This is a genomic window from Radiobacillus sp. PE A8.2, assembly GCF_045635475.1.
Lineage (GTDB): Bacteria > Bacillota > Bacilli > Bacillales > Amphibacillaceae > JBJGXI01.
The window spans coordinates 16,237-39,278 of record NZ_JBJGXI010000031.1 but is presented as its reverse complement, the minus strand read 5'-3'; the positions used below and the strand labels follow the sequence as shown (position 1 = coordinate 39,278).

Annotated in this window: 20 protein-coding genes; 2 read left to right on the top strand and 18 right to left on the bottom strand. The window is 39.2% G+C overall.

The window, feature by feature from the left end:
- Window positions 1-98: 98 nt before the first annotated feature.
- The 15 genes from ACI6MV_RS16010 to ACI6MV_RS15940 all read right to left on the bottom strand — a co-directional run bounded on the left by ACI6MV_RS16010 (window position 99) and on the right by ACI6MV_RS15940 (window position 19,901).
- Window positions 99-1,208: a GGDEF domain-containing protein gene (locus tag ACI6MV_RS16010; protein WP_407271326.1), complete on the bottom strand. Its 1,110-nt coding sequence runs from the start codon at window positions 1,206-1,208 to the stop codon at window positions 99-101.
- 279 nt (window positions 1,209-1,487) lie between these two features.
- On the bottom strand, window positions 1,488-2,864 hold the full coding sequence (gene rlmD, locus ACI6MV_RS16005) for a 23S rRNA (uracil(1939)-C(5))-methyltransferase RlmD (protein WP_407271325.1): 1,377 nt from the start codon (window positions 2,862-2,864) through the stop codon (window positions 1,488-1,490).
- Window positions 2,865-3,038: 174 nt separating this feature from the next.
- Window positions 3,039-3,956, bottom strand: a complete 918-nt coding sequence (locus ACI6MV_RS16000; RefSeq protein ID WP_407271324.1) for a diacylglycerol kinase — start codon at window positions 3,954-3,956, stop codon at window positions 3,039-3,041.
- Window positions 3,957-4,078: 122 nt separating this feature from the next.
- Window positions 4,079-5,509 (bottom strand): Asp-tRNA(Asn)/Glu-tRNA(Gln) amidotransferase subunit GatB, encoded by a 1,431-nt coding sequence (gene gatB, locus ACI6MV_RS15995; protein WP_407271323.1) that lies wholly within the window; start codon window positions 5,507-5,509, stop codon window positions 4,079-4,081.
- Window positions 5,509-6,978 (bottom strand): Asp-tRNA(Asn)/Glu-tRNA(Gln) amidotransferase subunit GatA, encoded by a 1,470-nt coding sequence (gene gatA / locus ACI6MV_RS15990; RefSeq protein ID WP_407271322.1) that lies wholly within the window; start codon window positions 6,976-6,978, stop codon window positions 5,509-5,511. Before gatA ends, gatB begins: the two co-directional genes overlap by 1 nt.
- Before the next feature lie 14 nt (window positions 6,979-6,992).
- Window positions 6,993-7,283 carry an Asp-tRNA(Asn)/Glu-tRNA(Gln) amidotransferase subunit GatC gene (gatC, locus tag ACI6MV_RS15985; protein WP_407271321.1) on the bottom strand — a complete coding sequence of 97 codons (291 nt, stop codon included), beginning with the start codon at window positions 7,281-7,283 and terminating at the stop codon, window positions 6,993-6,995.
- A 93-nt stretch (window positions 7,284-7,376) separates the two neighbouring features.
- Entirely contained in the window at window positions 7,377-8,642 is a 1,266-nt protein-coding gene (locus tag ACI6MV_RS15980) for a helix-turn-helix domain-containing protein (protein WP_407271320.1), read from the bottom strand.
- A gap of 111 nt (window positions 8,643-8,753) precedes the next feature.
- A complete protein-coding gene (locus tag ACI6MV_RS15975) occupies window positions 8,754-9,905 on the bottom strand; it encodes a CamS family sex pheromone protein (RefSeq protein ID WP_407271319.1) in 1,152 nt (383 codons plus the stop codon).
- 12 nt (window positions 9,906-9,917) lie between these two features.
- Complete coding sequence (gene ligA, locus ACI6MV_RS15970) at window positions 9,918-11,921, bottom strand: NAD-dependent DNA ligase LigA (protein ID WP_407271318.1); 2,004 nt, start codon at window positions 11,919-11,921, stop codon at window positions 9,918-9,920.
- A 15-nt stretch (window positions 11,922-11,936) separates the two neighbouring features.
- On the bottom strand, window positions 11,937-14,177 hold the full coding sequence (gene pcrA, locus ACI6MV_RS15965) for a DNA helicase PcrA (RefSeq protein WP_407271317.1): 2,241 nt from the start codon (window positions 14,175-14,177) through the stop codon (window positions 11,937-11,939).
- A 15-nt stretch (window positions 14,178-14,192) separates the two neighbouring features.
- A complete protein-coding gene (pcrB, locus tag ACI6MV_RS15960) occupies window positions 14,193-14,882 on the bottom strand; it encodes a heptaprenylglyceryl phosphate synthase (RefSeq protein ID WP_407271316.1) in 690 nt (229 codons plus the stop codon).
- 396 nt (window positions 14,883-15,278) lie between these two features.
- On the bottom strand, window positions 15,279-16,265 hold the full coding sequence (locus ACI6MV_RS15955) for a Gfo/Idh/MocA family protein (RefSeq protein WP_407271315.1): 987 nt from the start codon (window positions 16,263-16,265) through the stop codon (window positions 15,279-15,281).
- A 35-nt stretch (window positions 16,266-16,300) separates the two neighbouring features.
- Window positions 16,301-16,609, bottom strand: coding sequence for a YerC/YecD family TrpR-related protein (locus ACI6MV_RS15950; protein ID WP_407271314.1), 309 nt, complete (start codon window positions 16,607-16,609; stop codon window positions 16,301-16,303).
- A gap of 27 nt (window positions 16,610-16,636) precedes the next feature.
- Complete coding sequence (locus tag ACI6MV_RS15945; RefSeq protein WP_407271313.1) at window positions 16,637-17,713, bottom strand: DUF3048 domain-containing protein; 1,077 nt, start codon at window positions 17,711-17,713, stop codon at window positions 16,637-16,639.
- Window positions 17,714-18,158: 445 nt separating this feature from the next.
- Entirely contained in the window at window positions 18,159-19,901 is a 1,743-nt protein-coding gene (locus ACI6MV_RS15940) for an adenine deaminase C-terminal domain-containing protein (protein ID WP_407271312.1), read from the bottom strand.
- Between the two features lie 84 nt (window positions 19,902-19,985).
- Here ACI6MV_RS15940 and ACI6MV_RS15935 point away from each other — a divergent pair, with 84 nt between their 5' ends.
- On the top strand, window positions 19,986-20,231 hold the full coding sequence (locus ACI6MV_RS15935) for a YgaP family membrane protein (RefSeq protein WP_407271311.1): 246 nt from the start codon (window positions 19,986-19,988) through the stop codon (window positions 20,229-20,231).
- A gap of 240 nt (window positions 20,232-20,471) precedes the next feature.
- Here ACI6MV_RS15935 and modB read toward each other — a convergent pair whose 3' ends face one another.
- Entirely contained in the window at window positions 20,472-21,134 is a 663-nt protein-coding gene (gene modB, locus ACI6MV_RS15930; protein ID WP_407271310.1) for a molybdate ABC transporter permease subunit, read from the bottom strand.
- Window positions 21,131-21,916, bottom strand: coding sequence for a molybdate ABC transporter substrate-binding protein (gene modA / locus ACI6MV_RS15925; protein ID WP_407271309.1), 786 nt, complete (start codon window positions 21,914-21,916; stop codon window positions 21,131-21,133). Before modA ends, modB begins: the two co-directional genes overlap by 4 nt.
- 110 nt (window positions 21,917-22,026) lie before the next feature.
- On the opposite strand from modA, the gene moaC reads away from it, so the two are divergent.
- A complete protein-coding gene (moaC, locus tag ACI6MV_RS15920; RefSeq protein WP_407271308.1) occupies window positions 22,027-22,518 on the top strand; it encodes a cyclic pyranopterin monophosphate synthase MoaC in 492 nt (163 codons plus the stop codon).
- A gap of 9 nt (window positions 22,519-22,527) precedes the next feature.
- On the opposite strand, the gene ACI6MV_RS15915 is transcribed toward moaC, so the two are convergent.
- The gene (locus tag ACI6MV_RS15915; protein ID WP_407271307.1) at window positions 22,528-23,037 is read right to left on the bottom strand and encodes a MogA/MoaB family molybdenum cofactor biosynthesis protein; all 510 of its coding nucleotides are present in this window, start codon (window positions 23,035-23,037) and stop codon (window positions 22,528-22,530) included.
- Window positions 23,038-23,042: the final 5 nt, after the last annotated feature.

Sequence of the window (23,042 nt, the reverse complement as noted above, 5' to 3'; positions counted from 1 at the left end):
GGCATCTGTTATGCTTCCAGGATGGGACAATTAACCTGCCCCCACGTTCCTAAGGAGGGTATTATGTTAGGATCTATTAAAGTAGGTGACATCAACCTTCACCCTATTCTGTTCGCATGTTTGCGTGCATACATTTCTTTGTCTACTTTAATGTATAATTCATCGACGGTCATTTTTTCTGAATATTGTTGGTACCCATAACTAAATCTAAGTTGATTGATATACGTTAAAGGATTATCTTCTAGATGCGTTTGAATTTGGGAGATATAGTACTCCGCATTTGTATTCGTAGATTCCACCACGACAATAAATTCATCTCCCCCAAGTCTGAAAACTAGAGAATTAGGATGAAACACTTTCCCCAAAACTTGAGCAAACACTATCAGTACTTGATCTCCAATGTCGTGACCATATTGATCATTTATATCTTTAAATTTATCTAAATCAATAAAGATTGCGGCAAACTTTTTATCCGTTTCAATTAGGTGTTTTAAATATGATTCATAACTATGTCGATTGTATACTTTGGTTAGATAGTCTACCTCAGTCGATGAAGTTTCTAGAAAAACATACGCTACCAAAATCCCCAATACAATGAATGTCCATGAAAAATATAATTTTGAGTCAATTAACTGAACTAACATCCCAATTATAGGTAGCATAAAAAATAATACAAATATACTCACAATATAAAGCTTAGTTCTTTTTCTATTCTTTATTAAAAAGATTAACATGTAGATATATAGACTTGCGAGCGTTACATAATGAATCCATTTATACTCTCCACTACTAAAACTGTTCGTAACTGGATTTACTTGAAAATAAAACGGATAAAATATATTAACAATTAAGACAGCAAATGTAAGAATACTTACATCCTGATAAAACCTTCTCTTCAATATCCGTTTTAGATCTTTAAAAATACAATAATCAACATATGCTAACATTAATCCACCCAACAGAGGTCCCATCATAAACAATATAAAATTACTAACATACTCAAGTAAAAATGCACCAGCAAATTGCATCCCATCAAATATCCAAGTTAAAGGTTCTATTATGATTGCAACTGTACTTGCTATCAAAATCATCCTTAGTAGCATTTTACCAAAACTTTTTATTTTTGATCTCATTCTAATAAACAGATAGAGTACTATCAAAATCATTAATGCGAAGATATTAATTTGAAATTGAATAAGATACTGCATGTTTTGTTCCTCCACCATTTTTTTTGATCAAAATAACTTTTCTACTAGGTTGCACTAATTATATCAAATGTTAACGGTTACGGCTTGCTTAAAAGGCTCCATATCCCTGCTAGGATAAAGTACTAATTCTACATTTATGCCAAACCCTCCTCCATATCAAGCAATTATATGTAAAAGTAAGACTCCAAGGATCAAAAAATCCCCCGAACCATTAGTCCGAGGGAACAAAAAACACACTTTATTTTTCTGTTAAAAACCACTAAACCTATTGACACCAAGCTATTTCAACTCTATCAACGCCACACACTCGACGTGCCCTGTCTGCGGAAACATATCAACTGGCTGCACTTGCTTCGTTTCATACCCGCCATCTTCTAATATTCGCAAGTCGCGAGCAAGTGTGGATGGGTTACAGGAAACGTAAACAATCCGCTTTGGTTTCATCGTAATCATCGCTTCGAGCAACGCTTCTTCACAGCCTTTACGTGGTGGGTCGACAACAATAACATCTGGACGGAGGCCTTGCGCTGTCCACCATGGCATTACTTTTTCAGCTTCACCAACATAAAACTCAACGTTGTCCATATGATTTAGTTTCGCATTCGCTTTTGCATCGGAAATGGCTTCTGGTACAATTTCGACACCGTACACTTTTTTTGCTTTTTGTGCTAAAAACAAAGAGATCGTTCCAATCCCGCAGTATGCGTCAATTACTATTTCATTTCCACTTAAATCTGCATACTCTAATGCTTTATCATAAAGCTTTTTTGTTTGGGCCGGATTGACTTGATAAAATGATTTAGCAGAGATAGCAAACTTGATATCCCCAATCGTGTCATAAATGTATTCTTGGCCCCACAATACTTTTGTATTCTTACCTAAGATGACATTTGTTTTTTGTTTGTTCACATTTTGCACGATTGATTTTATTTGTGGATACGTTTCGTTTAGTTCTTTCACTAGCTCGGTCTCATATGGTAGTTCTTCCGTACGTGTGACAAGGACAATCATCGTTTCGTTCGTTTCGAAACCGGTGCGGACCATAATATGACGTAAGACACCTTTATGTTTTTCCTCGTTATATGCTTGTATCCCCAGGCGGTCAGCGATACGTCGTACAGCTTCGACCATGCGATCATTAATTTCAGCTGTGATTACACATGTATCCATACCATCAATGATTTCGTGACTGCGCTTGCGATAAAATCCAGTGATTAACTCGCCACCCCGATATCCTACAGGAATTTGTACTTTATTACGGTATCTCCACGGGTCGTCCATCCCGATGGTTGAATGTACTGGCACATCGGTAATATGACCGACCTTTTTTAAAGCATTTTTTACTTGGTTTTGCTTCATATTCAACTGCAGATTATAGCTCATATGTTGTAGCTGACAGCCACCGCATTGCACATATACATCACAAGGCGGCTCTACGCGATCCGGGCTGACTTGATCTATTTCAAGCAACTTACCAAAGCCGAAATTTTTCTTAACTTTTATTACTTTTACCTTTGCTTTTTCCCCTGGTAGACCGTATGGGACAAAGAGCGGATAACCATTGATTTTTCCGACACCGTCTCCTTCATGGGTTAAATCTTCAAAGGTTAATTCTATTGTTTGATTTTTCTGTACTGGTGGAATTTGTTTTACCATCAATCACGCGTCCTTCTTCTCTTTTGCTGTTCAAAGTTTATCATATCTCTATCTGAAAACAAAATACTCGGTCGATACTATTCTTATAATTTCTTGGTATTTCCCAGGAAATTTTCATGTTGTTTCATTCTTCGACAATTTTCTAACATAAAAAAGAGAAGACGCTCGCAACAATTAGCTGTCTTCTCTCTGATTTTTAACGATAAAATCCTGTGGCACAAAATATTCAATGTGCTGGTAGAGGTTCGTGAATTCTCCTGGTAGTAATCCACCATATTCTCCATCAATGTTTAATTGCATTTTTTCCTCGGTATTGACTTTTATATGTTTTGCTCTTGTGTAAAATATAAGACTATCCTCAAGATGTGCACCTCTCAGAGCCAACGTTGCGATGCGGATGAAATCAGCAAGATTTGTTTTTCTTAAGATAAGCAAATCAAACAAGCCATCATCCATTTGTGCAGTCGGTGCGAGTTTTTCAAAGCCACCTACCGAATTGGTATTGGAGACAAGGAATAGCATAATTTCATCTTCAAAAACGTTACCATCATATTCTATTCGAACATGGGTAGGACGAAGAGAAGGTAGCATTTCAATTCCTTTTAAATAATAGGCGAGTTGTCCGATCATTGTTTTTAATTTACTAGGAACTTCATAAGATAGCTCCGTTAATTTGCCTCCACCTGCAATATTCATAAAATATTCTTGGTTCACTCTTCCAATATCTAAGGCAGTTGTTCGTCCTTCAATGATGACATCTACCGCTTTTTGAATGTTCCTCGGAATAGATAATGCACGCGAGAAATCATTCGTTGTTCCTACCGGGATGATACCTAGTTTAGGTCGATTTGGCTTTTCTGCCATACCATTGATGACTTCATTTATCGTACCATCTCCGCCAGCAGCAATTATAACGTCATACTTACGTTCCACTGCAGCTGCAGATTCTTCAATAGCATCTCCTGCTCCTGTCGTTGCATGTGTAGATGTTTCATAGCCTGCGTGCTCCATACGTTGAAGTACATCAGGTAATTCTTTTTTAAACATCTCTCGACCAGAAGTAGGATTATAGATTATTCGAGCCCGTTTCATACGGCACCCCCTGCCTCTTCAAAATAAGTTACGGTTTCATCTCTACTTTACGATGTTGCGAGTAAAAAGGTTTCAAAGAAGCGGACTGCTCCCTATTAAAGAACAGTCCCAAATCTTGGATTTTACCGTTTATCCATTTCTTGTACTAATATCTTGTTTACCATTGGTGGGTTCGCTTGTCCTTTTGTTTCCTTCATAACTTGTCCAACTAGGAAACCAAGTGCACGATCTTTCCCGTTTTTATAGTCAATAATTGATTGCTCGTTTTTATCAAGTATGGTCGTGATAATCTCCGTTAATTGACTTTCGTCAGAAATTTGAACGAGACCTTTGTCTTTAACAACTTGTTCTGGATCGCCACCATTTTCTACGAGCTCAGAGAATACTTTCTTCGCCATTTTTGATGAGATTGTTCCATCTTCAATAAGCTGTATCATCTTCGCTAGCGCTTCTGGAGTTAGTGGTAGCTCTGGCAATTCTTTTAAGTGTTTATTCATGTATGCAGACACTTCACCCATTAACCAGTTGGATGCTTGCTTTGTATCTGCTCCAGAAGCAATTGTTTCTTCGAAGAAATCAGACATTTCTTTTGTGCTTGTTAATACAGCAGCATCATATTCTGGTAAGTCAAGATCATTTACATAGCGTTGTTTTCTCGCGTCTGGAAGTTCTGGAATAGAAGCACGAATTCGTTCTTTCCAATCTTCATCTATATATAACGGAACTAAATCGGGCTCAGGGAAATAACGATAATCGTCAGAACCTTCTTTTACACGCATTAAAATCGTTTCTTTCTTCTGTTCATCATACCGGCGTGTTTCCTGCTCAATGATCCCACCAGATAACAACTCTTTTTGCTGGCGCTTTTCTTCAAACTCCAGCCCTTTTTGCACAAAAGAGAAGGAATTTAAGTTTTTCAATTCCGTTTTCACACCGAATTGTTCTTGTCCTATTGGTCGTAGGGAGATGTTCGCGTCACAACGTAGAGAACCTTCTTCCATTTTACAATCAGAGACCCCTGTAAATTGAATTATATTCTTTAGCTTTTCCAAATATGCATACGCTTCTTCTGGTGATCGCAAGTCTGGCTCAGAAACGATTTCAATTAGTGGTGTTCCTTGACGGTTATAATCGACATAAGAGTACCCGTCATCGCCATGCGTCAACTTACCAGCATCTTCTTCTAAATGAAGACGCGTAATGCCAATTCGTTTCTTATTGCCATCGACCTCGATCTCGATCCAGCCATGTTCACCAATTGGCTGATCAAATTGAGAAATTTGGTAAGCCTTTGGATTATCAGGATAAAAATAGTTTTTACGGTCAAACTTCGTATCAGTTGCAACTTCACAATTAAGCGCCATTGCTGCCTTCATTGCAAAATTTACTGCCTCTTCGTTTAATACAGGTAAGACACCAGGATAACCAAGGTCGATCGGATTCACATTTGAATTCGGCTCTGCGCCAAAGTGATTATCACTAGGACTAAATATTTTAGAATTTGTTTTTAGCTCGACATGGACTTCTAGACCGATAATGGTTTCAAAATTCATTATTTAGCACCTCCAACTACCGGCTGTTTTTTATGATGCTCCGTTGCTTGTTCATACGCATAAGCAGCACGGTAAATCGTACGTTCATCAAAGTGTTTACCAATTAACTGCAACCCGATTGGTAAACCGTCTTTTGATAGCCCACATGGAATCGACATTCCTGGAACTCCCGCAAGGTTTACGGGGATTGTTAGGATATCATTTGCATACATTGTTAATGGATCATCAATGATTTCCCCGACTTTAAATGCTGGTGTTGGTGTTGTTGGCCCAATGATAATATCGTAATCTGCAAACACTTTTTCAAAGTCTTGCTTAATTAAAGTACGTACCTTTTGGGCTTTTTTATAGTACGCATCATAATATCCAGAGCTTAAAGCAAACGTTCCGAGCATAATTCTGCGTTTTACTTCGTCGCCAAAGCCTTCACTGCGAGATAGCTTAAACATATCAATCATGTTTTCTGCTTTTTCAGAGCGAACACCATAGCGGACACCATCAAAGCGTGCAAGGTTTGCAGATGCTTCGGATGAAGCAAGCAAATAATATGCTGCAACTGCATAGCGTGAATGTGGAAGCGACACTTCTTCCCATGTTGCACCTAAGCTTTCATATACTTTTAATGCAGCAAGTATAGATTCACGTACTTCAGTTGATACACCTTCTTGCAAATACTCAGTTGGAACAGCAATTCTGAGCCCTTTGACATCTTGTTTGGTAGCATCAATATAGCTAGGAATATCAACATTCGCAGAAGTAGCATCCATCTTGTCATGTCCAACAATTGCTTGCAATAAGTGGGCGTTATCTTCAACCGTTCGTGTTACTGGTCCAATTTGGTCCAATGATGATGCGAATGCTACTAAGCCAAAGCGTGATACTAAGCCATATGTAGGTTTTAACCCAACGACACCACAAAATGCCGCCGGTTGACGAATCGATCCACCTGTATCTGAACCAAGTGCGAAAAATACTTCTCGTGCCGCTACTGCAGCAGCCGAACCACCACTAGATCCACCTGGTACGTAATCAGTATTCCAAGGATTACGTGTCGTAAAATAGCTTGAATTTTCATTGGAAGAACCCATTGCAAATTCATCCATATTAAGCTTGCCAATTGTAACGGTATGTTGACTGTTTAGCTTTTGTACGACAGTTGCATCGTAAAGAGGATCCGTAAAGTTATCTAAAAACTGACTAGCACAAGTTGTGCGCAAGCCTTTTGTAACGATATTATCCTTGATTCCGATCGGTGTACCAAATAATATCGATGCGTCTGTTGTTAAGCTTTCATCAAGCTGTTTTGCTTTAGCACGCGCTGATTCTTCATCTAGTGTGAGAAACGCCTTAACTTGCTCGTCCACTTCATCAATGCGATTATATGATTCTGCTACTAAATCAGTAACATTAATTTCTTTCTTATGTAATTTCCCTTGTAGTTCTTTTAAGGTATGGTCAAATAAACTCATATGCAATTTCCCTCCTATTCCAATATTGATGGGACGCGGAACTGTCCATTTTTCTGATCTGGTGCGTTTTTCAATGCATCTTCTCTATTAATCCACTTTCTTGCCTCATCTTTACGCATAACATTTTTTAAATCTAATACGTGTGTTGTTGGTTCTACGTTTTCTGTATCTAATTCGTTTAACAGCTCTGCATATTTTATAATGTCACCAAGCTGTTTTGTCATTGTTTCTACTTCTTCATCAGAAATTGCAAGCCTTGCCAAGTGGGCAACGTGCTTCACCTGTTCCTTAGAAATCTCTGCCATTTCCAGTCACCTCCGCTTATTTTTTACGATACTAACAATACTTATGATAATAGCAAAATTAATCGTTCATTGGCAACTTTTGCTATTAATCAGTTATATTTTTATCAGTTGCGCGTATGCGTTATTTACTAGCTTATAATATTGCGCTGCTAATTTATACTTTTTCATGCTTTCAAAGTGATTCCCTGCCATTGTTGCGTAATTAACGATATTCGCATAATCCTGTTGTTTTTTTAAAAGTGGTAATAATTCATCATTCGCTATTTTTGCAAAGCTGTCATTGTCCGATTGAAGTAAAGCATCGTAAAACGCTAGTGATTTTTCAATATACAGTAATTGCTGGCTATTCTCTTTTGCAAGGAGATCTTTGCCTTGGGTAACTAGGTTGATAGCTGCAGTCGTCTTGTTATCTAGATAGTAAAGTCTAGTTAAACTAATAATCGCTTTTAAACGTGCTTGGAAACGTGAATTTGGATCCTTCACCACTTCATTATAAAAGTAAAAAGATTTTTCATTATTACCTTTGGTCTCATATAAATGCCCTAAATTAAGATTTGTCAATTGAATAAGTGACAAGTATCCGTGGGCTTGGGCTAGCCTTAATGCAAGATCATAGTTTTCAATCGCTTTGTCATTTTTTTTAATTCTTCGATAGGCGATCCCTATCAAAATGTGCGTTTTAGCACAGCGATTATAATTGTAGTGCTGTTGAAATATTTCCAGTGCTTCCTTTGCATAATCAATAGAGTCATTGCTAAAACGAAGCTTGCCATAAGTAAGGGACATATAATATTTCAAATCAGCAATATCCTGTTCTTGTATTAAAAACTGATTGACTTTACTGTGAGCTATCTTGAAATACTCTAATGCTTGTATAAAGTTTTCCGTTATTTTAACATGAAAATTCCCTTTGAATTTATACCAGTAATATTGCTTCTCAACGTCAAAGGTAGTCACTACCTCTTTTAACTTTTTAAGCTGTTCTAATGCAAGGTCACCCTCATCGATCAACGTAAAATACCTAATCTTATGAAGCTCAAATAGTGTATGGATATCGGAAAAATGATTATCCATAATTGCTTGAAGTTCTTGGTATAACAAAGTAATTTCTTCCGTGTCATTGCCTTCACAAAGTAGACTAAACCATTTCTTACACTTTTCTCTAGTTTTAAAATCATCATCATAGTGCATTATTACCCCTAATCGGGCACATAATAACTCTAGTAATTCTTTACTTGCTTCAGTCTTTTGGTTCTCAATCTTAGACAAATAGGACTCTGACACGATCCCTTCTGCCAATTCACCTTGAGTAATATTTTGTTTGATGCGATTTAATTTGATAAAAAAACCTATTTCCATAAACGGTCCACCTTGGTTCCATCGTAACGGAACAACATTTACATGTAACTAGACTTAGTAAAAGGTTCTCCCTCACCATCATCTAAGGTAATCATCTAACTATGCATGTTTTTAATGATATATATGCACCGCGAGATCATCTTCCCCTGCATTTCTAGTTATTAAGCTTTCTTGTCGACCATTTGATGTCACATTAATTTCTAAATCATAATTATTTTGAAATCCTTCTGTTACTAATCCATAAATATATTGATTAAAACCAATAATCTCCCCGTTTCCATTAAAAGATACTGGAATTTCAATTGTAAGCTTCTGTAGTTCATCTTCTATATAAAAGCCCTTACCAATTACACTAACATAGTTTGGAAAATATTCGGCAATATCTTGTTCAAAATACCCTAGATTATCTGACATCTCAGGATATTTTTCATTTGCTTCACTAGAAGGAAATAAAATATGTTCTTCATTAATATTTTCCCATGCACCAATTGTACTATTACCTTCCTCTACAAATGTTTTTGCTATGAAATTACCTGGAACGAGCGAGTTTTGTGCCTCTTCCCGGAACAAACTGAGTAACACTGGAACTTCCTCTAATCCTTCAATTTGGCGGACACGACTCAATACCTGTTGTGCAATTTGTTTTCCTTCTGAAATCAAATCCTCCATTGGTATATCCTCATAATATGAGGCACCAAAGTCTTCTGTCTGAAAGGTGTATACTGATTTCAAAGCAATTCCAATTGATATACCACCTAATTCAACAAAATCACCTTCTGTTTTAACAATATAGTTCTGCTCTAGAATGTGAGATAAGTATTTTGGATTTGCCCGTTGCTGATCCTCATCAGATTCATCTTCAATTGCAGGGTTTAAACCTTCAGGATTTGACCTACTTGCTTCTGTCTCTGAGAAACGCTCCAACCATTCATACACAATGCTATCCGTAATGTATTGGCCTTCTTGGAAAAAATATGTGTCAGGATCATAAACTTGTTTGGAATGACGACGTAATCCTTCCTCTAGCTCATCAATGTCAACACGATTTGCAACTTGGTTTGTTATTACACCACGTGCTTTACCAATTTTATAAGGGATCATCACCTTGTAATTATCCTCTGCGATATTGTAGCTCGGAATAATCGCTGTTTCTTGACCTGATTCATCCTGATTCTCCTCGATTACACCTTCTTGGCTGTTAAACGATGGGGCACAGCTCGTTGTGAGTATTAGCATGACTATCAATAGCATAAACCTTTTCATTCTTCTCACTCCCTAATTATCCAAGGCTTGTCTTAGTTGCTCTTCATCCCAGATTTCCACACCCAATTGTTCCGCTTTAGAAAGCTTTGAGCCTGCATCTGCACCGGCAATAAGTAAATCTGTCTTTTTACTAACGCTACCGGTTATTTTTCCTCCTAGTGCTTCGATTTGCTGTTTTGCTTCTTCACGGGCAAATATTTCTAATTTTCCTGTTAATACGATCGTTTTATCCTTAAATACAGAGTCTTCTGGCTGATCAGTTTTGCGCAGTCCTTTGTACTCCATATTGAGTCCTAGTTGCTGTAACTCCTGTATTAGTGCCTTCGCTTGTGGTTCATCGAAATAGCGCGCGATTGAATCGGCCATCTTATCGCCAATTTCATTAATCTCGATCAATTCTTCAAAATTTGCAGAAACAAGCTGCTCGATCGATAGGAAATGTTCAGCTAATGTACGTGCTGCCTTGGCACCAACAAATCGAATACCAAGACCAAATAACAAACGCTCCAGCGAATTTTGTTTCGAAGCTTCAATCGCTTCTAACAGATTGGTTACTGATTTTTCACCCATTCGCTCTAGCTCTAATAAATCTTCCTTTTCTAGCTTATATAAATCAGCAATGTCATGGACTAGCTTTTCTTCAAACAGCTGGATCACAACTTTTTCCCCTAAGCCGTCGATGTTCATGGCATTTCTAGAAACAAAGTGAATCAGTCCCTCAATTAATTGAGCGGGACAGCTTGGGTTAATACAACGAAGAGCAACTTCCTCTTCTAAGCGTACTAATTCACTGTCACAAGCTGGACACTTCTTCGGCATATGAAACAGTTGCTGCTCTTCACTACGTTTATCCTTCACGACACGAACAACTTCGGGAATGATATCACCTGCTTTTTTAATAACGACGGTATCACCAATCCGAATATCCTTTTCACGAATCAGATCTTCGTTATGCAAGGATGCGCGTTGTACAGTCGTGCCCGCTACTTTTACAGGCTCTAAAATTGCAGTAGGTGTGACTACCCCTGTTCGGCCTACACTCAGTTCAATATCAATCAGCTTGGTAATTGCCTCTTCTGCTGGAAATTTATAAGCGATTGCCCAACGCGGATTTTTCGCGGTAAATCCAAGCCTCTCCTGTTGCTCTAAATTATCTACTTTAATTACAATCCCATCAATTTCATAGCTCAAATTTGGACGATTTTCCACCCATCCTTGAACATAAGCAATCACTTCTTCGATTGTTTGGCATTTTTTCCACTCTGGATTTGTTTTAAATCCAAGTGTTTTTAAATAATCCAACCGTTCACTGTGAGAGGAAAGTGTTCCATCCTCCCATTGTCCAACACTGTATAAGAAAATATCAAGGTTACGTGCTGCCGCAATTTTCGAGTCAAGCTGTCTAAGCGATCCTGCCGCTGCATTACGTGGATTGGCAAATGGCTCTTCCCCATTTGCGTCTTTTTTCTCATTCAATGCTAGAAATGATTTTTTCGGCATAAATGCCTCACCACGCACCTCAATTGCATCGTCTAAATCAATTCGTAACGGAATACTACGAATCGTCTTTAAATTGCTTGTAATTTCTTCCCCTTCCGTCCCATCGCCACGGGTTGCTCCTTGCGTAAATAAACCATCTTCATAACGAAGGGAAACTGCGAGTCCATCAATTTTAAGCTCACACACGTAGGAAACTTCTTCATTCAAGCCTTCTCGTACACGACGGTCAAAATCACGCAGGTCCTCTTCATTAAATGCATTTCCTAAGCTTAACATTGGTATGGTGTGCTGTACTTTACGAAACGCATCTAACGGCTCTCCACCGACTCGTTGTGATGGAGAATCGGGTGTAAGCAAGTCAGGATACATCGACTCCAATTCAATCAGTCGCTGAATTTTTTTATCATACTCGCTATCGGAAACACTAGGACTATCAAGTACGTGATATTCATAATTATATTGATTGATCTCCGTACGAAGTTGTTCGATTTCTTTGTTTGCTTGTGCACGGTCCATTCCAAACACCTCAATTTAGTCTTTTGTGATCGGAGCAAATTTAGCGAGCAATCGCTTGATACCTGTTGGTGCAGGAAAAGCAATATCAAGTTCCATGGCATCTCCATCCCCACTCACTTTCACTACTGTTCCTTGCCCCCATTTTTTATGATTCGCCTTATCTCCCGGTTGCCAACCAATTGATTCGCCACCAGTTGTTTTCTGCTGCATTACTTTCCTCGGCGCGCGTTTCGGTTGATCGGTTGCGGTCGGGTTCTGTCCCTGACGAGCAATCGCTCCATGGAACGGATGTCTCGCTTTACTCGCCACTTCAATTCCATCTAACAATTCATCCGGAATCTCTTGAATAAAGCGGCTAACAGGGTTCATGTTGGTACGACCATACAAGGTACGCATTTGCGCATGTGTTAAAAATAACTGCCGTTCCGCCCTTGTAATACCTACATAAGCAAGTCGTCTTTCTTCTTCCATTTCTGCTTCTTCCATTAAGGAACGACTGTGCGGGAATACATTTTCTTCCATACCAATTAAGAACACGATCGGAAATTCAAGTCCTTTTGCTGCATGCAAGGTCATCATTGTTACTTTGTCATTTGCTTCTTCATCGTCATCCATACGGTCAAGGTCAGAAATTAAAGCAAGGTCTGTTAAGAAAGCAATTAAAGATTTGTCTTCTTCCGCAGTTTTTTCAAAGTGGTTTGTAACTGTTTTAAATTCTTCTAAGTTTTCTAAACGACTGGCTGCTTCGATGCTCCGTTCATTCAATAACATCTCTTCATATCCTGTCCGTTTCAGTACTTCTTCAACCAAATCTGTTGCAGTTAAAAACTCTTGTTGTTTTGTCCAGTCACGAATCATTGCCCCGAACTTAGCAAGTTCATTGGCAGCCTTTGCACTTACTCCTGTAAAATCCACTTCCTGTACGGCTTGATATAAAGAAATATCATGTTCAGCAGCAAATGCCTGCAGCTTCTCCACCGACGTTTTCCCAACACCACGCTTCGGTTCATTAACGACACGAACAAAGCTTAAATCATCATTCGGGTTACAAATTAACCGCAAATAAGCGAGCATATCCTTAATTTCTTTTCGATCATAGAATTTTGTACCGCCGACCATTTGGTACGGGATATTCGCCTTCATGAATGTTTCCTCGATGGCACGTGATTGGGCATTCGTTCGGTAAAGAATCGCCATATCCTGATAATGTAAATCCTTCGATAGATGTAACTCTTTTATTCGTTCGGCAATAAACAACCCTTCTTCTTGCTCGGTCGCCGCTTGGTAATAAGTAATTTTCTGACCATCTTCATTATCTGTCCATAGCTTCTTTGGCTTACGTGATGGGTTCCGCTCAATCACCTTATTTGCTGCATTTAAAATCGATTTGGTTGATCGATAATTTTGCTCTAATAAAACGACAGACGCACTAGGGTAATCCTTTTCGAATGAAAGAATATTTCCTATATCCGCACCTCGCCAAGCGTAAATTGACTGGTCAGAATCACCAACTACGCAAAGATTTTGGAATCTGTTCGCTAACTGCTTTACGAGTGTATATTGTGCGCGGTTTGTATCCTGATACTCATCAACATGAATGTAATGGAACCGGCGTTGATAGTATTCCAACACCTCTGGCACTCGTTGAAATAAGACAATTGTCTGCATAATCAAATCATCAAAATCGAGGGATTGGTTCTTCCGTAGCTTTTTTTGGTAACGCTCATATACTTTAGCAACCTGCTGCTGGTAGAAATCGCCCGCCTTTTTGGTGAATTCCTCATGAGTAACTAGTTCATTTTTAGCTGAACTAATCGCGTTAAGCATTGCCCTAGGATCATATTTCTTTGGATCAATATTCAGCTCTTTAACGACTTGTTTAACCGCAGTCAGTTGGTCTCCACCATCTAATATCGTGAAGTTACTGCTAATACCTATCCGATCAATCTCACGCCTTAGTATTCGTACACACATCGAGTGGAAGGTAGATACCCAGATTTGTGCTGACTCGGCACCTACGAGACGATGAACACGATCCTTCATTTCACGCGCCGCTTTATTCGTAAACGTAATCGCTAAAATACTTCTCGGTGATACATCTTTTTCATTTAATAGGTAGGCAATTCGATGTGTTAGCACACGTGTTTTGCCACTACCTGCTCCTGCCATAATCAATAGTGGTCCGTCTGTATGCTGGACCGCTTTTCTTTGTTGTTCATTTAACCCTTTTAGTAAGCCTTCAATCGTCTGGCTCAAAAGAGACACCACCCTTTATTTTTTTCCTTTCACCGCTTCCACTGTTTTCAGCGCTTGCTTAATATTTTCATAAATAACATTGCCGACAACAACAACATCGGCAATCTGACTAATTTCCTTTGCCTGCTCTGGAGAACTAATTCCGCCACCATAAAAAAGTTTCGTGTCAGTTAATTGTTTTTTTACTTTTTGGACAAGCCCTAGATCGCCGTAGATTCCACTGTATTCTAAGTAAAAAATTGGCAACCTAAACATGTTCTCTGCCATTCGTGCAAAAGCAATCACATCTTCTTCATCAGGCATAAAACAGTCAGCTAGCTTGTACGCCTTCGCTTGTTCGTTCATAATGCAATAGCCTTCAACAAAGATTTCATCCCAGTCCATCACATTACCATAATCTTTAATCGCTTGATGCTGGATACCTGTGATCCACTTTTTGTCAGAACTATTAAACACCATTGGTACATGATAAAAATCAAATCCTGGTGTAAGTGCGCGCAAGTTGGAGACCTCTAACGAACAAGGTACCGTATAACGTCGCACGCGACTCATCAAATCGAGGACATTATCTAATGTAATATTGTCTGTACCGCCGACGATGACCGCATCTGTACCTGATTCACAAATTTTTTCTAAATCCTGATCCGAAATTTCCTTTGCCGGATCGAGTTTAAATACATGTTTCCATGAACTCAAATCATACAAAATTGAAAACCTCCATATATAGCCATGCCCGCATCATCTATGTTAAAAAAAGCGCAGAGCGCCCGCTTAGAAACATAGCGACTGGAGCGAATAGACTAAGATAAAAGAATCATGCCCCGCGTAGGGGTATGTCGACGTTGAATGAGAAGTCCGCTTTTAGTCGACCTTCCATAAAACGTGAATCGATGATGACTATCTTAAGGCGATTCGTGACCTCGCTACGTTTCTAGCGCTCGGAGCTAGATACATGCACAAATTTTATACTTTCTTTTCTATAAAAATTAATAGTAATATCCATCTTTTCATTATAACAAAAAACAAATCAATAATTCAGGAAAAACACAACGCTACAAAAATAAATGAAGCTCTCCTATACAAGAAGAGCTTCACTCATTTTTAAGCTTTATCAGCTGGAAACACAAGACCGAATTGCTTTCTAGCTTCCTCTAACACTTCAGCTGTTTGTAATGAAACTGCAAACGTATTTATGTCCGATTGTTTTTTATTTTCTTTAATCAATGTTATAAATGCTTTTGCTTCATAAAACATCGTATTTTCTACTTGTGGCTCAGCAATATCTTCAATAGTACCATCATTATATCTGATTTCCACCTTAGAAAGTGACTGAATATTATCAATAATAATGCTGCCTTTTTCTCCTTGAATTTCTGATGGCACAAATGAATTAGAAATCTTGGAGTACATGACCATACCGTTTATTTGATCATAATCAAAGAGGATACTACCTTGCCCATCTACACCCGAATACAGCATATGTGCGTTAGCTTGCCACTTATTCGGTTTACCAAACAACGCAATCATCGGATAAACACAATATATACCAATATCCATTAAAGATCCGTTTGAAAATTTAGGATCAAACGCATTTAACACTGTGCCATCCTTTAGTTTGTCATAACGGGTAGAATATTGGCAATAGCTCGCAAAGTATCGTCTAATTGTACCAATCTTATGTAAGTTATTTTTAATCACTTCAAAATTGGGCATATGTGTTGTTTTTAGTGCTTCCATTAATAACACATTATTTTCCTTAGCAGCCTTGATCATCGCTGCTACTTCTTTACTATTCGATGCCATTGCCTTTTCGACAATTACATGCTTGCCATGCTGCATACATCGTATTGCTTGTTCCGCATGCAAGGAATTTGGACTAGCAACATATACCGCATCAACTATGTCCGACTGTGCGAATTCATCCAGATCGGTATAAGTCTGACCTACATCATATTTAGCAGCAAATGCTTCTGCTTTATCCTTCGTTCTAGAATAGACAGCTGTTAATGAAAAATCATCGACCTGCTTCGCTCCATCAATAAACCGCTCGGTAATCCAATTTGTACCTATGACGCCAAAGCGAACCATAGTTACCTGCCCCCTTTCTCTGCTGTAAGACCGCACTACTCCTGATCTTTTTCTTTTGTTTGAGTGCGGTCTAAGACCATTTGATAGCCATCATTTCCATAGTCTAGGCAGCGCTTCACCCTCGAGATTGTCGTAGTCGAAGCACTGGATTCTTTCACAATTGTATTATATGTGTACCCTTCTCTAAGCATCTTAGCCACTTGTAACCGCTGCGTGAGCGATTGTATCTCACTAATTGTCGCAATATCATCAAAGAAACGATAGCATTCCTCTACATTTTCTAATGATAAAATCGCTTCAAATAGTTGATCTAAATGCTCGCCTCGCAATTTATCAATTTGCATGCTTGCTTCACCTCTTCGACTAATTGCTTACTTGATTGTAACAGCTTCCAAACCTGGATTGTTCGGAATTACATTAATCCATGTTTTCCCAGGAACCAAACCAACTGGAGTGTCGCCATCATAAGGCAAAATCTTACCATCTACATTTTTCCATTGCACTTCTTGCATTTTCCCTTTTTGGAATAAGTAGGCATCTCCACCAGATTCGAAATCAATCTCACGGCGGCCAGAACTATCAACGACCTCATGATGAGTTTCTAAAATAAATAGATTGTCTAACTGTACCGGCTCTTCTGTGTCTAATTCAACCGTCTGCATATCACCATTAAATCGAGAATACTTTTCTGTACTAGTATCGTACGTATACCTAGTTGGTGTTGAAGTATAAGAGTAACTTATCTCCGTGGCGGGATCCCCACTAATCGCGGTCACTTCTTCTTCAGATAAAAACGATAATGCTTTGTGATCATAAGTTACCTCTAGACCATTCTCTTCCGCAACCTCATAAGCAGCACCTAATAGTAAATATGAATTGTGTGGTGCTACACGAAAATCCTCTCGTTTAAATAAATGCTTGTCATTATCATAATAAGCACCATTCAGATTATCGACGATACCAGCTCTCAACTTGTTTTCAAATTGCGTTGCAGCACCATGATAAATGTACAACGCATTAAAGCTGTCTGCTAAATTCCAATAATAGGGACGAGCACTACGAACAGGTCCAACTACCTCAGGCTGTTCACTTTGAAATAATGCTAAAAACCTAGTGATATTATACTCAGATAAAATCTCAAACACCACATCTGCTTTTGTTAATCCTGATTGCGGTCTTGCTTTCGGATGGTTGTTAATCATAACACCAATCGTCCGATTATCAACACTATCATTAGTTGGGATTCCCGTTAATGGATGGATGTTTTCAAATTCAGGCTCCTCTGGTTCAGGTTCTGGCTCTTCAACTTCTTCAGGTTCTTCGATTTCTGGTACTTGTACTTCATTTTCATTTGAATTAGATTCGCTTGCTTGATCATCATTTGAACATGCTGCAACTAGTAATAATAAAAAGATCATTAGGATAATAGACGACCACTGTTTCTTCAAAACTTTTCACGCACCTTTTTTAAGTTTGGCTGTTTTCGTAAAGTATATTGTCACGTCGAAGTTGAAACAATATCCGTCGTAGTTTGAGAGTGCTAGCCCGCTCCGGAAATGCACTTCGCTGCTAACGGGATTGATCTTTACGTCGGGTGATTGGAGCTCCAGGCAGTCGACTCCAGCGGGAAAAGCGCGAGCTGAAGATCCACTCAGAAGCGCACTTTGGGACTTCGATTACTCGTCCCACCGAAAACATTTGCTTCTGAGTTAGCTGAAGCCGTGCCTGTTTAAAGAAAAACGCTTTAAACTAGCGAAAAGCGACTGCCTGGAGCGGAAATCACGTACACTACGTTACGTCGGAGTTTAGCTGATTTATCTAATAACAACAAACTTTTTGAAAACAACCTTAAGTTTTAATTATCTGATTTTCCATTTTTTCATTATAGCAGACTTACCGCATGATAGCAGGAAATAGAATCTCCTTTTTCTTTACATCAACGATACCACTCGGTGTGATACGAATGTAAGGTAAATGTATTGAAGTTAGGAATAACAAGTTATACGCGGGATCATCATATTGGTAACCTTGTTCCTTTAATATTGCTTTTAATTCTTTATCTTTTTCAATTAATTTCTCAATATCCCCATCAAACATCATACCGCCAAGTGTTAATGGAAGTTCATAAATAATTTCCTCGTTATGAACCAGAACAATACCCCCACCAATCTCCTTCATCCGTTTCCAAGCTAGCATCATATCCTGCTTACACTTACCAATTAACACAATATCTCCGGTCGTTGTGTAAGAGCTCACTAATCCACCTAATGATTTCGTAAATCCTTTTATTAAAGTATTTACATGCCATTTTCCATAACGGTCCATCAGCACGAGGAAAGACTCAGGAAGATGGTCGTGTATACGGTTTACCATTGCATCAATTCGAATTGGATATGGTTTCAAAATCACATCATTGACCATTTCCAATCCAATTGGTAGTGAGAACTGTAAATCATTTTCTTCTATTTCCCAATCCATAGTTAATGGTTTAATTCCATAATGATCCCAATCGATTTCGAATCCTGAAGATACCAATTTACCGTCTTTCTTCATCCATTTTCCTTTTGCAAGTACGGAAATTGGGTTCGGCTTTTCTTTTGCCTCTAGTATGTTAATGTGCGCAACTCGGCCAGGGGCAATACTACCTAATCGATCCTGCATATTAAAATGTTTAGCAGCATAATAGCTTGCCATTAAATATGCTTCTTCGACAGGGACACCCTGCTCAATCGCAACTTGGATGCATTGATTAATAACACCTTGCTCATAAAAAGCCGGTGTTGAGCCGTCAGTCGTCATCCCAAACATCTCGTAATGATTTAGCCCTTCTTCATGAATCTCCTTAAAGATGGTTGGAAGATCTGGACGAATGGAAGAATATCTAAGCGATACTTGATAGCCTAAACGGACACGATCGATGACCTCTTTACCTGTCATCGCCTCATGATCTGCGCTTGCTCCAAGTAATTTTAATTTAGTTAACGTCTTTTCCGAAGCTCCAGGAAAATGACCTTCAATTGGTTTTCCTAGTCGCTTCGCTTCTTGCATCCAGTAAAGGATACGATCATCATCAGCAATTACTTGTGGCCACGATGTCAACTCGCCGCCTTGAATTACTGCACGATGGTTTAACCACTCTAATACCTTCGAATTCCTAAATAATTCTCTTTCATCCTGTAAAAGGGTTTGTGAATCAAATCGACACCACCAATACATAGATACCGGCATTCCCATAAAATCATCGATTAATGAGAACGCTTTCTTTTGTTCCAGTAAATAGAGCCAAATTAAATTATCATTGACCAATGTCGTTGTGCCCGTCTGTGATGCATATTCAGCAAATTGATGGGGATTATATAACTGAAACGGATGAGCATGCGGTTCAATATAACCAGGTACAACATACCGATTCGAGCAATCTACGATTTCCATGTCGGATTGATTAGCTGGAAGCTGGTCTCCAACATAAACAATTCGGTCTTGATAAATCCAAATATTTGCTTTAATCCATTGTTTTAGAAATACATTTAAATAGAGAGCGTTTTTAAGTAATACTGATGGTGAGGTGTCGCCATCTAGTACAGCAACCTGCTTTCTAATATCTCGGTTTCTCCAACGATAGTATTGTTCACTCATTACCATTCGCCTCTTTTTCTAGTTTTTTCTATCGTACCATATCATAACGTACAGCGCATTAAAGTTGTGAGAGAAGGTGACAAATTGATTCGACAAAATATCGGAATTTTAAATGCACTCGTTCGCATCACATGTGGACTGACTTGTTTAAGCATAGCGACAGCAAGGATGGTGAGACATCCAAAGCATAATGGCTCGTTAATGCTTGCTATTATGGGGGCTGCGAAGGTTGCAGAAGGGATCGTCCGCTACTGTCCAGTAACAGACGTAGTTGGCCGTATGATTACTGATGATCAGCAGGAACAACAAATGAGTGGCGCCGAGCAATAAGGCGCCCTCGTATCATGTCGAATGAATTTACAGTGAATTTACAGTTTGAATTGGGGATGTTTTCGGCGATTGAAGTCGTTTGGTGCAATTACGCTGTGGTGTGGTGCAATTATCGTGTTTTATGGTGCAATTGTCCAACGGTGTGGTGCAATCCCTCGCCCATGTAGTGCAATTACACCAAAACATGGTGCAATTCCCCATCGACCAAGCTGTCACCGCACCTATAAGCATCCACACAAACTAATCTGCAAACCGCCTAATCAAAAATAGCATTGTAAACGACAATAATATAATTCCAATCACCCACGCCCACGCTAATTCCATTTGATTTGTTTCCATCGCAACATAAATTGCTGTTGATATTGTCTGCGTTTTACCTGGAATGTTGCCAGCGAACATTAATGTTGCTCCAAATTCTCCGATTGCTCTAGCAAAACTGAGCACCACCCCAGCAAGCACTGCTTTGCGACTGATCGGTAATGTTATGTAACCGAATACGGCAAGTTCTCCTGCCCCATCCACGCGCGCTGCATCCTCTATGTCCTTGTCCACTGCTTGAAAACCAAGCTTTACGGATTGATACATTAGTGGAAAAGCAACGATTGCAGCAGCTAGCATCGCTGCTGCGACGGTAAACAAAAGCGACTGCTGAAAAATTGCTTGAATCAGTTGACCGATAAACCCTTGTTGACCAAAAGCGACGACGAGTAAAAACCCCACTACTGTTGGTGGCAGAACAATTGGAAGTAACAGCACCGTTTCAATCACGCTATGTCCTTTAAACGATTTTCTCGTCATCAACCACGCCGTACACACACCAATCACAAGTACAACGATAACAGCGACAACTGCAACCTTTAGTGACAGCGCAATTGGCTGCCAAAACATTTCTGAGAAAATCATTGTTCCACCATGGAAACAAATCCATATTGCTCAAAAATAGACATCGCTTGTTCACCCTTCAAAAATTGATAAAAATCCACCGCCTGGTCATGATGTGTCCCACCATTAATAACACCTACAGGATAGACAATTGGCGTATGATTCCGCTCCTCCGCAAAAGCAACAATTTTAATATTTTCAGATGTTAATGCATCGGTATGATAGACGATACCAGCATCAACGTTTCCTGTTTCTACATAAGTGAGCACCGCACGCACATCCTTTGCGAAAACTAATTTCCCTTGCTGTTGTAATCGGTCATATATACCACCTGAAATCAGTGTTTCCTTGGCATATTTTCCAGCAGGTACGGTCTCTGGCGTACCAATTGCCAGTTTGCTAATATCGCTTGAATCCAAGTCTTCAAAAGAAGTTAGTTTTTGATCAGCTTCTTTAGGTTGAATTAAAACTAGTGAATTTCCTAACAAATTCGTTGCATGTGTATCGTCAATCATCCCCTCCAAAACTAAGCGTTCAAACTTATCTTCAGCCGCTGACACATACACATCTACCGGTGCACCTTGTAAAATCTGCTGTTGTAGTGCACCAGAAGATCCGATATTTAACAAAATCTTAATCTCAGGATGTTCATTTTCAAATAGGTCTACAATTTCGGTCATTGCATCGGTCATACTAGCGGCTGCAGACACGGTAACTTCTAAAGGTTGCTCAGATTCTGATAGTGCACAACCAGTTAACCACACTATTATAAGTAACCCACTACATAACAAGCGCTTTTTCATACAAACAGAACCTTTCCACTTTAAATAAAACGATTATAGCATAAGGCATGTTCCAGCAGTTTTTGCTATAATGAGAAAAACTTTCCACACCCAATTGGAGGAGAAAACTATTGGCACCTGAATTCTCTCATTTTAACGAACAAGGCCGCGCCAAGATGGTCGATATTACGGATAAACAAATAACGAACCGTCAAGCAACGGCTCGTTCTAGCATCTATGTAAATCCAGAAATCTATGAAAAAATAACCAATCATCAATTTAAAAAAGGTGACGTGTTATCCGTTGCCCAAGTAGCGGGGATTATGGCTGCTAAACAAACGTCAACGATCATCCCGATGTGTCATCCATTGCCGCTCAGTGGGATCGACATTCAATTTGACTGGGAGCAAAATCATGATTCCTATCGCCTGCTCATTACTGTTTTCGTGAAAACAAAGGGCAGTACAGGAGTAGAAATGGAAGCTTTAACTGCCGCTTCTGTTACCGCCTTAACAGTTTACGATATGTGTAAAGCTGTTGATAAAGGGATGGTGATTGGACAAACTTATTTAATAGAAAAAACAGGTGGAAAAAGCGGCGATTTTAAACGTACGGACCTTTGAGTGCTAGGGTTATAGATCCTTCCGCACTTCTCCGACAACATGACCAATTTCGGGTAAGATTAACGACTCCATCGCCAGCCTAACTGCACCAGTGGAACCGGGGACAGCAAATATAACAGTGGCTCTCGCTGTGCCAGCGGTGGCACGTGATAAAATTGCAGCCGTTCCAATGTCGTCTCGATAGCTTAAAAAGCGAAAGATCTCACCAAACCCTGGCATTTCTTTATCAAGCTTCGTTTGGACAATTTCAATCGTCACATCTCTTTTCGCTATCCCGGTTCCGCCATTTAAGATGATCGCGTCAATTCGAGGATTAGTAATGCCTTTCTCAATTTCTGCTTCAATCGCTTCGGCATCATCTGTAACGATCGCATAAGCAGCAGTCGAGTGACCGGCATCCGCCAACAGCTGCTGAATTAACTTTCCACTTTTGTCGGTTTCTTCCGTTCGCGTATCACTTACAGTAATCACATGACAAGCAACAGTTCTAGCCGCTTGTTTTCGATGATTTTTCAGCATAAGCG

Bases quoted from the DNA above. Each gene is read 5' to 3' on its own strand.
- ACI6MV_RS16010 (WP_407271326.1), bottom strand. From the start codon at position 1,208: ATGCAGTATCTTATTCAATTTCAAATTAATATCTTCGCATTAATGATT.
- rlmD (WP_407271325.1), bottom strand. From the start codon at position 2,864: ATGGTAAAACAAATTCCACCAGTACAGAAAAATCAAACAATAGAATTA.
- ACI6MV_RS16000 (WP_407271324.1), bottom strand. From the start codon at position 3,956: ATGAAACGGGCTCGAATAATCTATAATCCTACTTCTGGTCGAGAGATG.
- gatB (WP_407271323.1), bottom strand. From the start codon at position 5,509: ATGAATTTTGAAACCATTATCGGTCTAGAAGTCCATGTCGAGCTAAAA.
- gatA (WP_407271322.1), bottom strand. From the start codon at position 6,978: ATGAGTTTATTTGACCATACCTTAAAAGAACTACAAGGGAAATTACAT.
- gatC (WP_407271321.1), bottom strand. From the start codon at position 7,283: ATGGCAGAGATTTCTAAGGAACAGGTGAAGCACGTTGCCCACTTGGCA.
- ACI6MV_RS15980 (WP_407271320.1), bottom strand. From the start codon at position 8,642: ATGGAAATAGGTTTTTTTATCAAATTAAATCGCATCAAACAAAATATT.
- ACI6MV_RS15975 (WP_407271319.1), bottom strand. From the start codon at position 9,905: ATGAAAAGGTTTATGCTATTGATAGTCATGCTAATACTCACAACGAGC.
- ligA (WP_407271318.1), bottom strand. From the start codon at position 11,921: ATGGACCGTGCACAAGCAAACAAAGAAATCGAACAACTTCGTACGGAG.
- ACI6MV_RS15955 (WP_407271315.1), bottom strand. From the start codon at position 16,265: ATGGTTCGCTTTGGCGTCATAGGTACAAATTGGATTACCGAGCGGTTT.
- ACI6MV_RS15950 (WP_407271314.1), bottom strand. From the start codon at position 16,609: ATGCAAATTGATAAATTGCGAGGCGAGCATTTAGATCAACTATTTGAA.
- ACI6MV_RS15940 (WP_407271312.1), bottom strand. From the start codon at position 19,901: ATGAGTGAACAATACTATCGTTGGAGAAACCGAGATATTAGAAAGCAG.
- modB (WP_407271310.1), bottom strand. From the start codon at position 21,134: ATGATTTTCTCAGAAATGTTTTGGCAGCCAATTGCGCTGTCACTAAAG.
- modA (WP_407271309.1), bottom strand. From the start codon at position 21,916: ATGAAAAAGCGCTTGTTATGTAGTGGGTTACTTATAATAGTGTGGTTA.
- ACI6MV_RS15915 (WP_407271307.1), bottom strand. From the start codon at position 23,037: ATGCTGAAAAATCATCGAAAACAAGCGGCTAGAACTGTTGCTTGTCAT.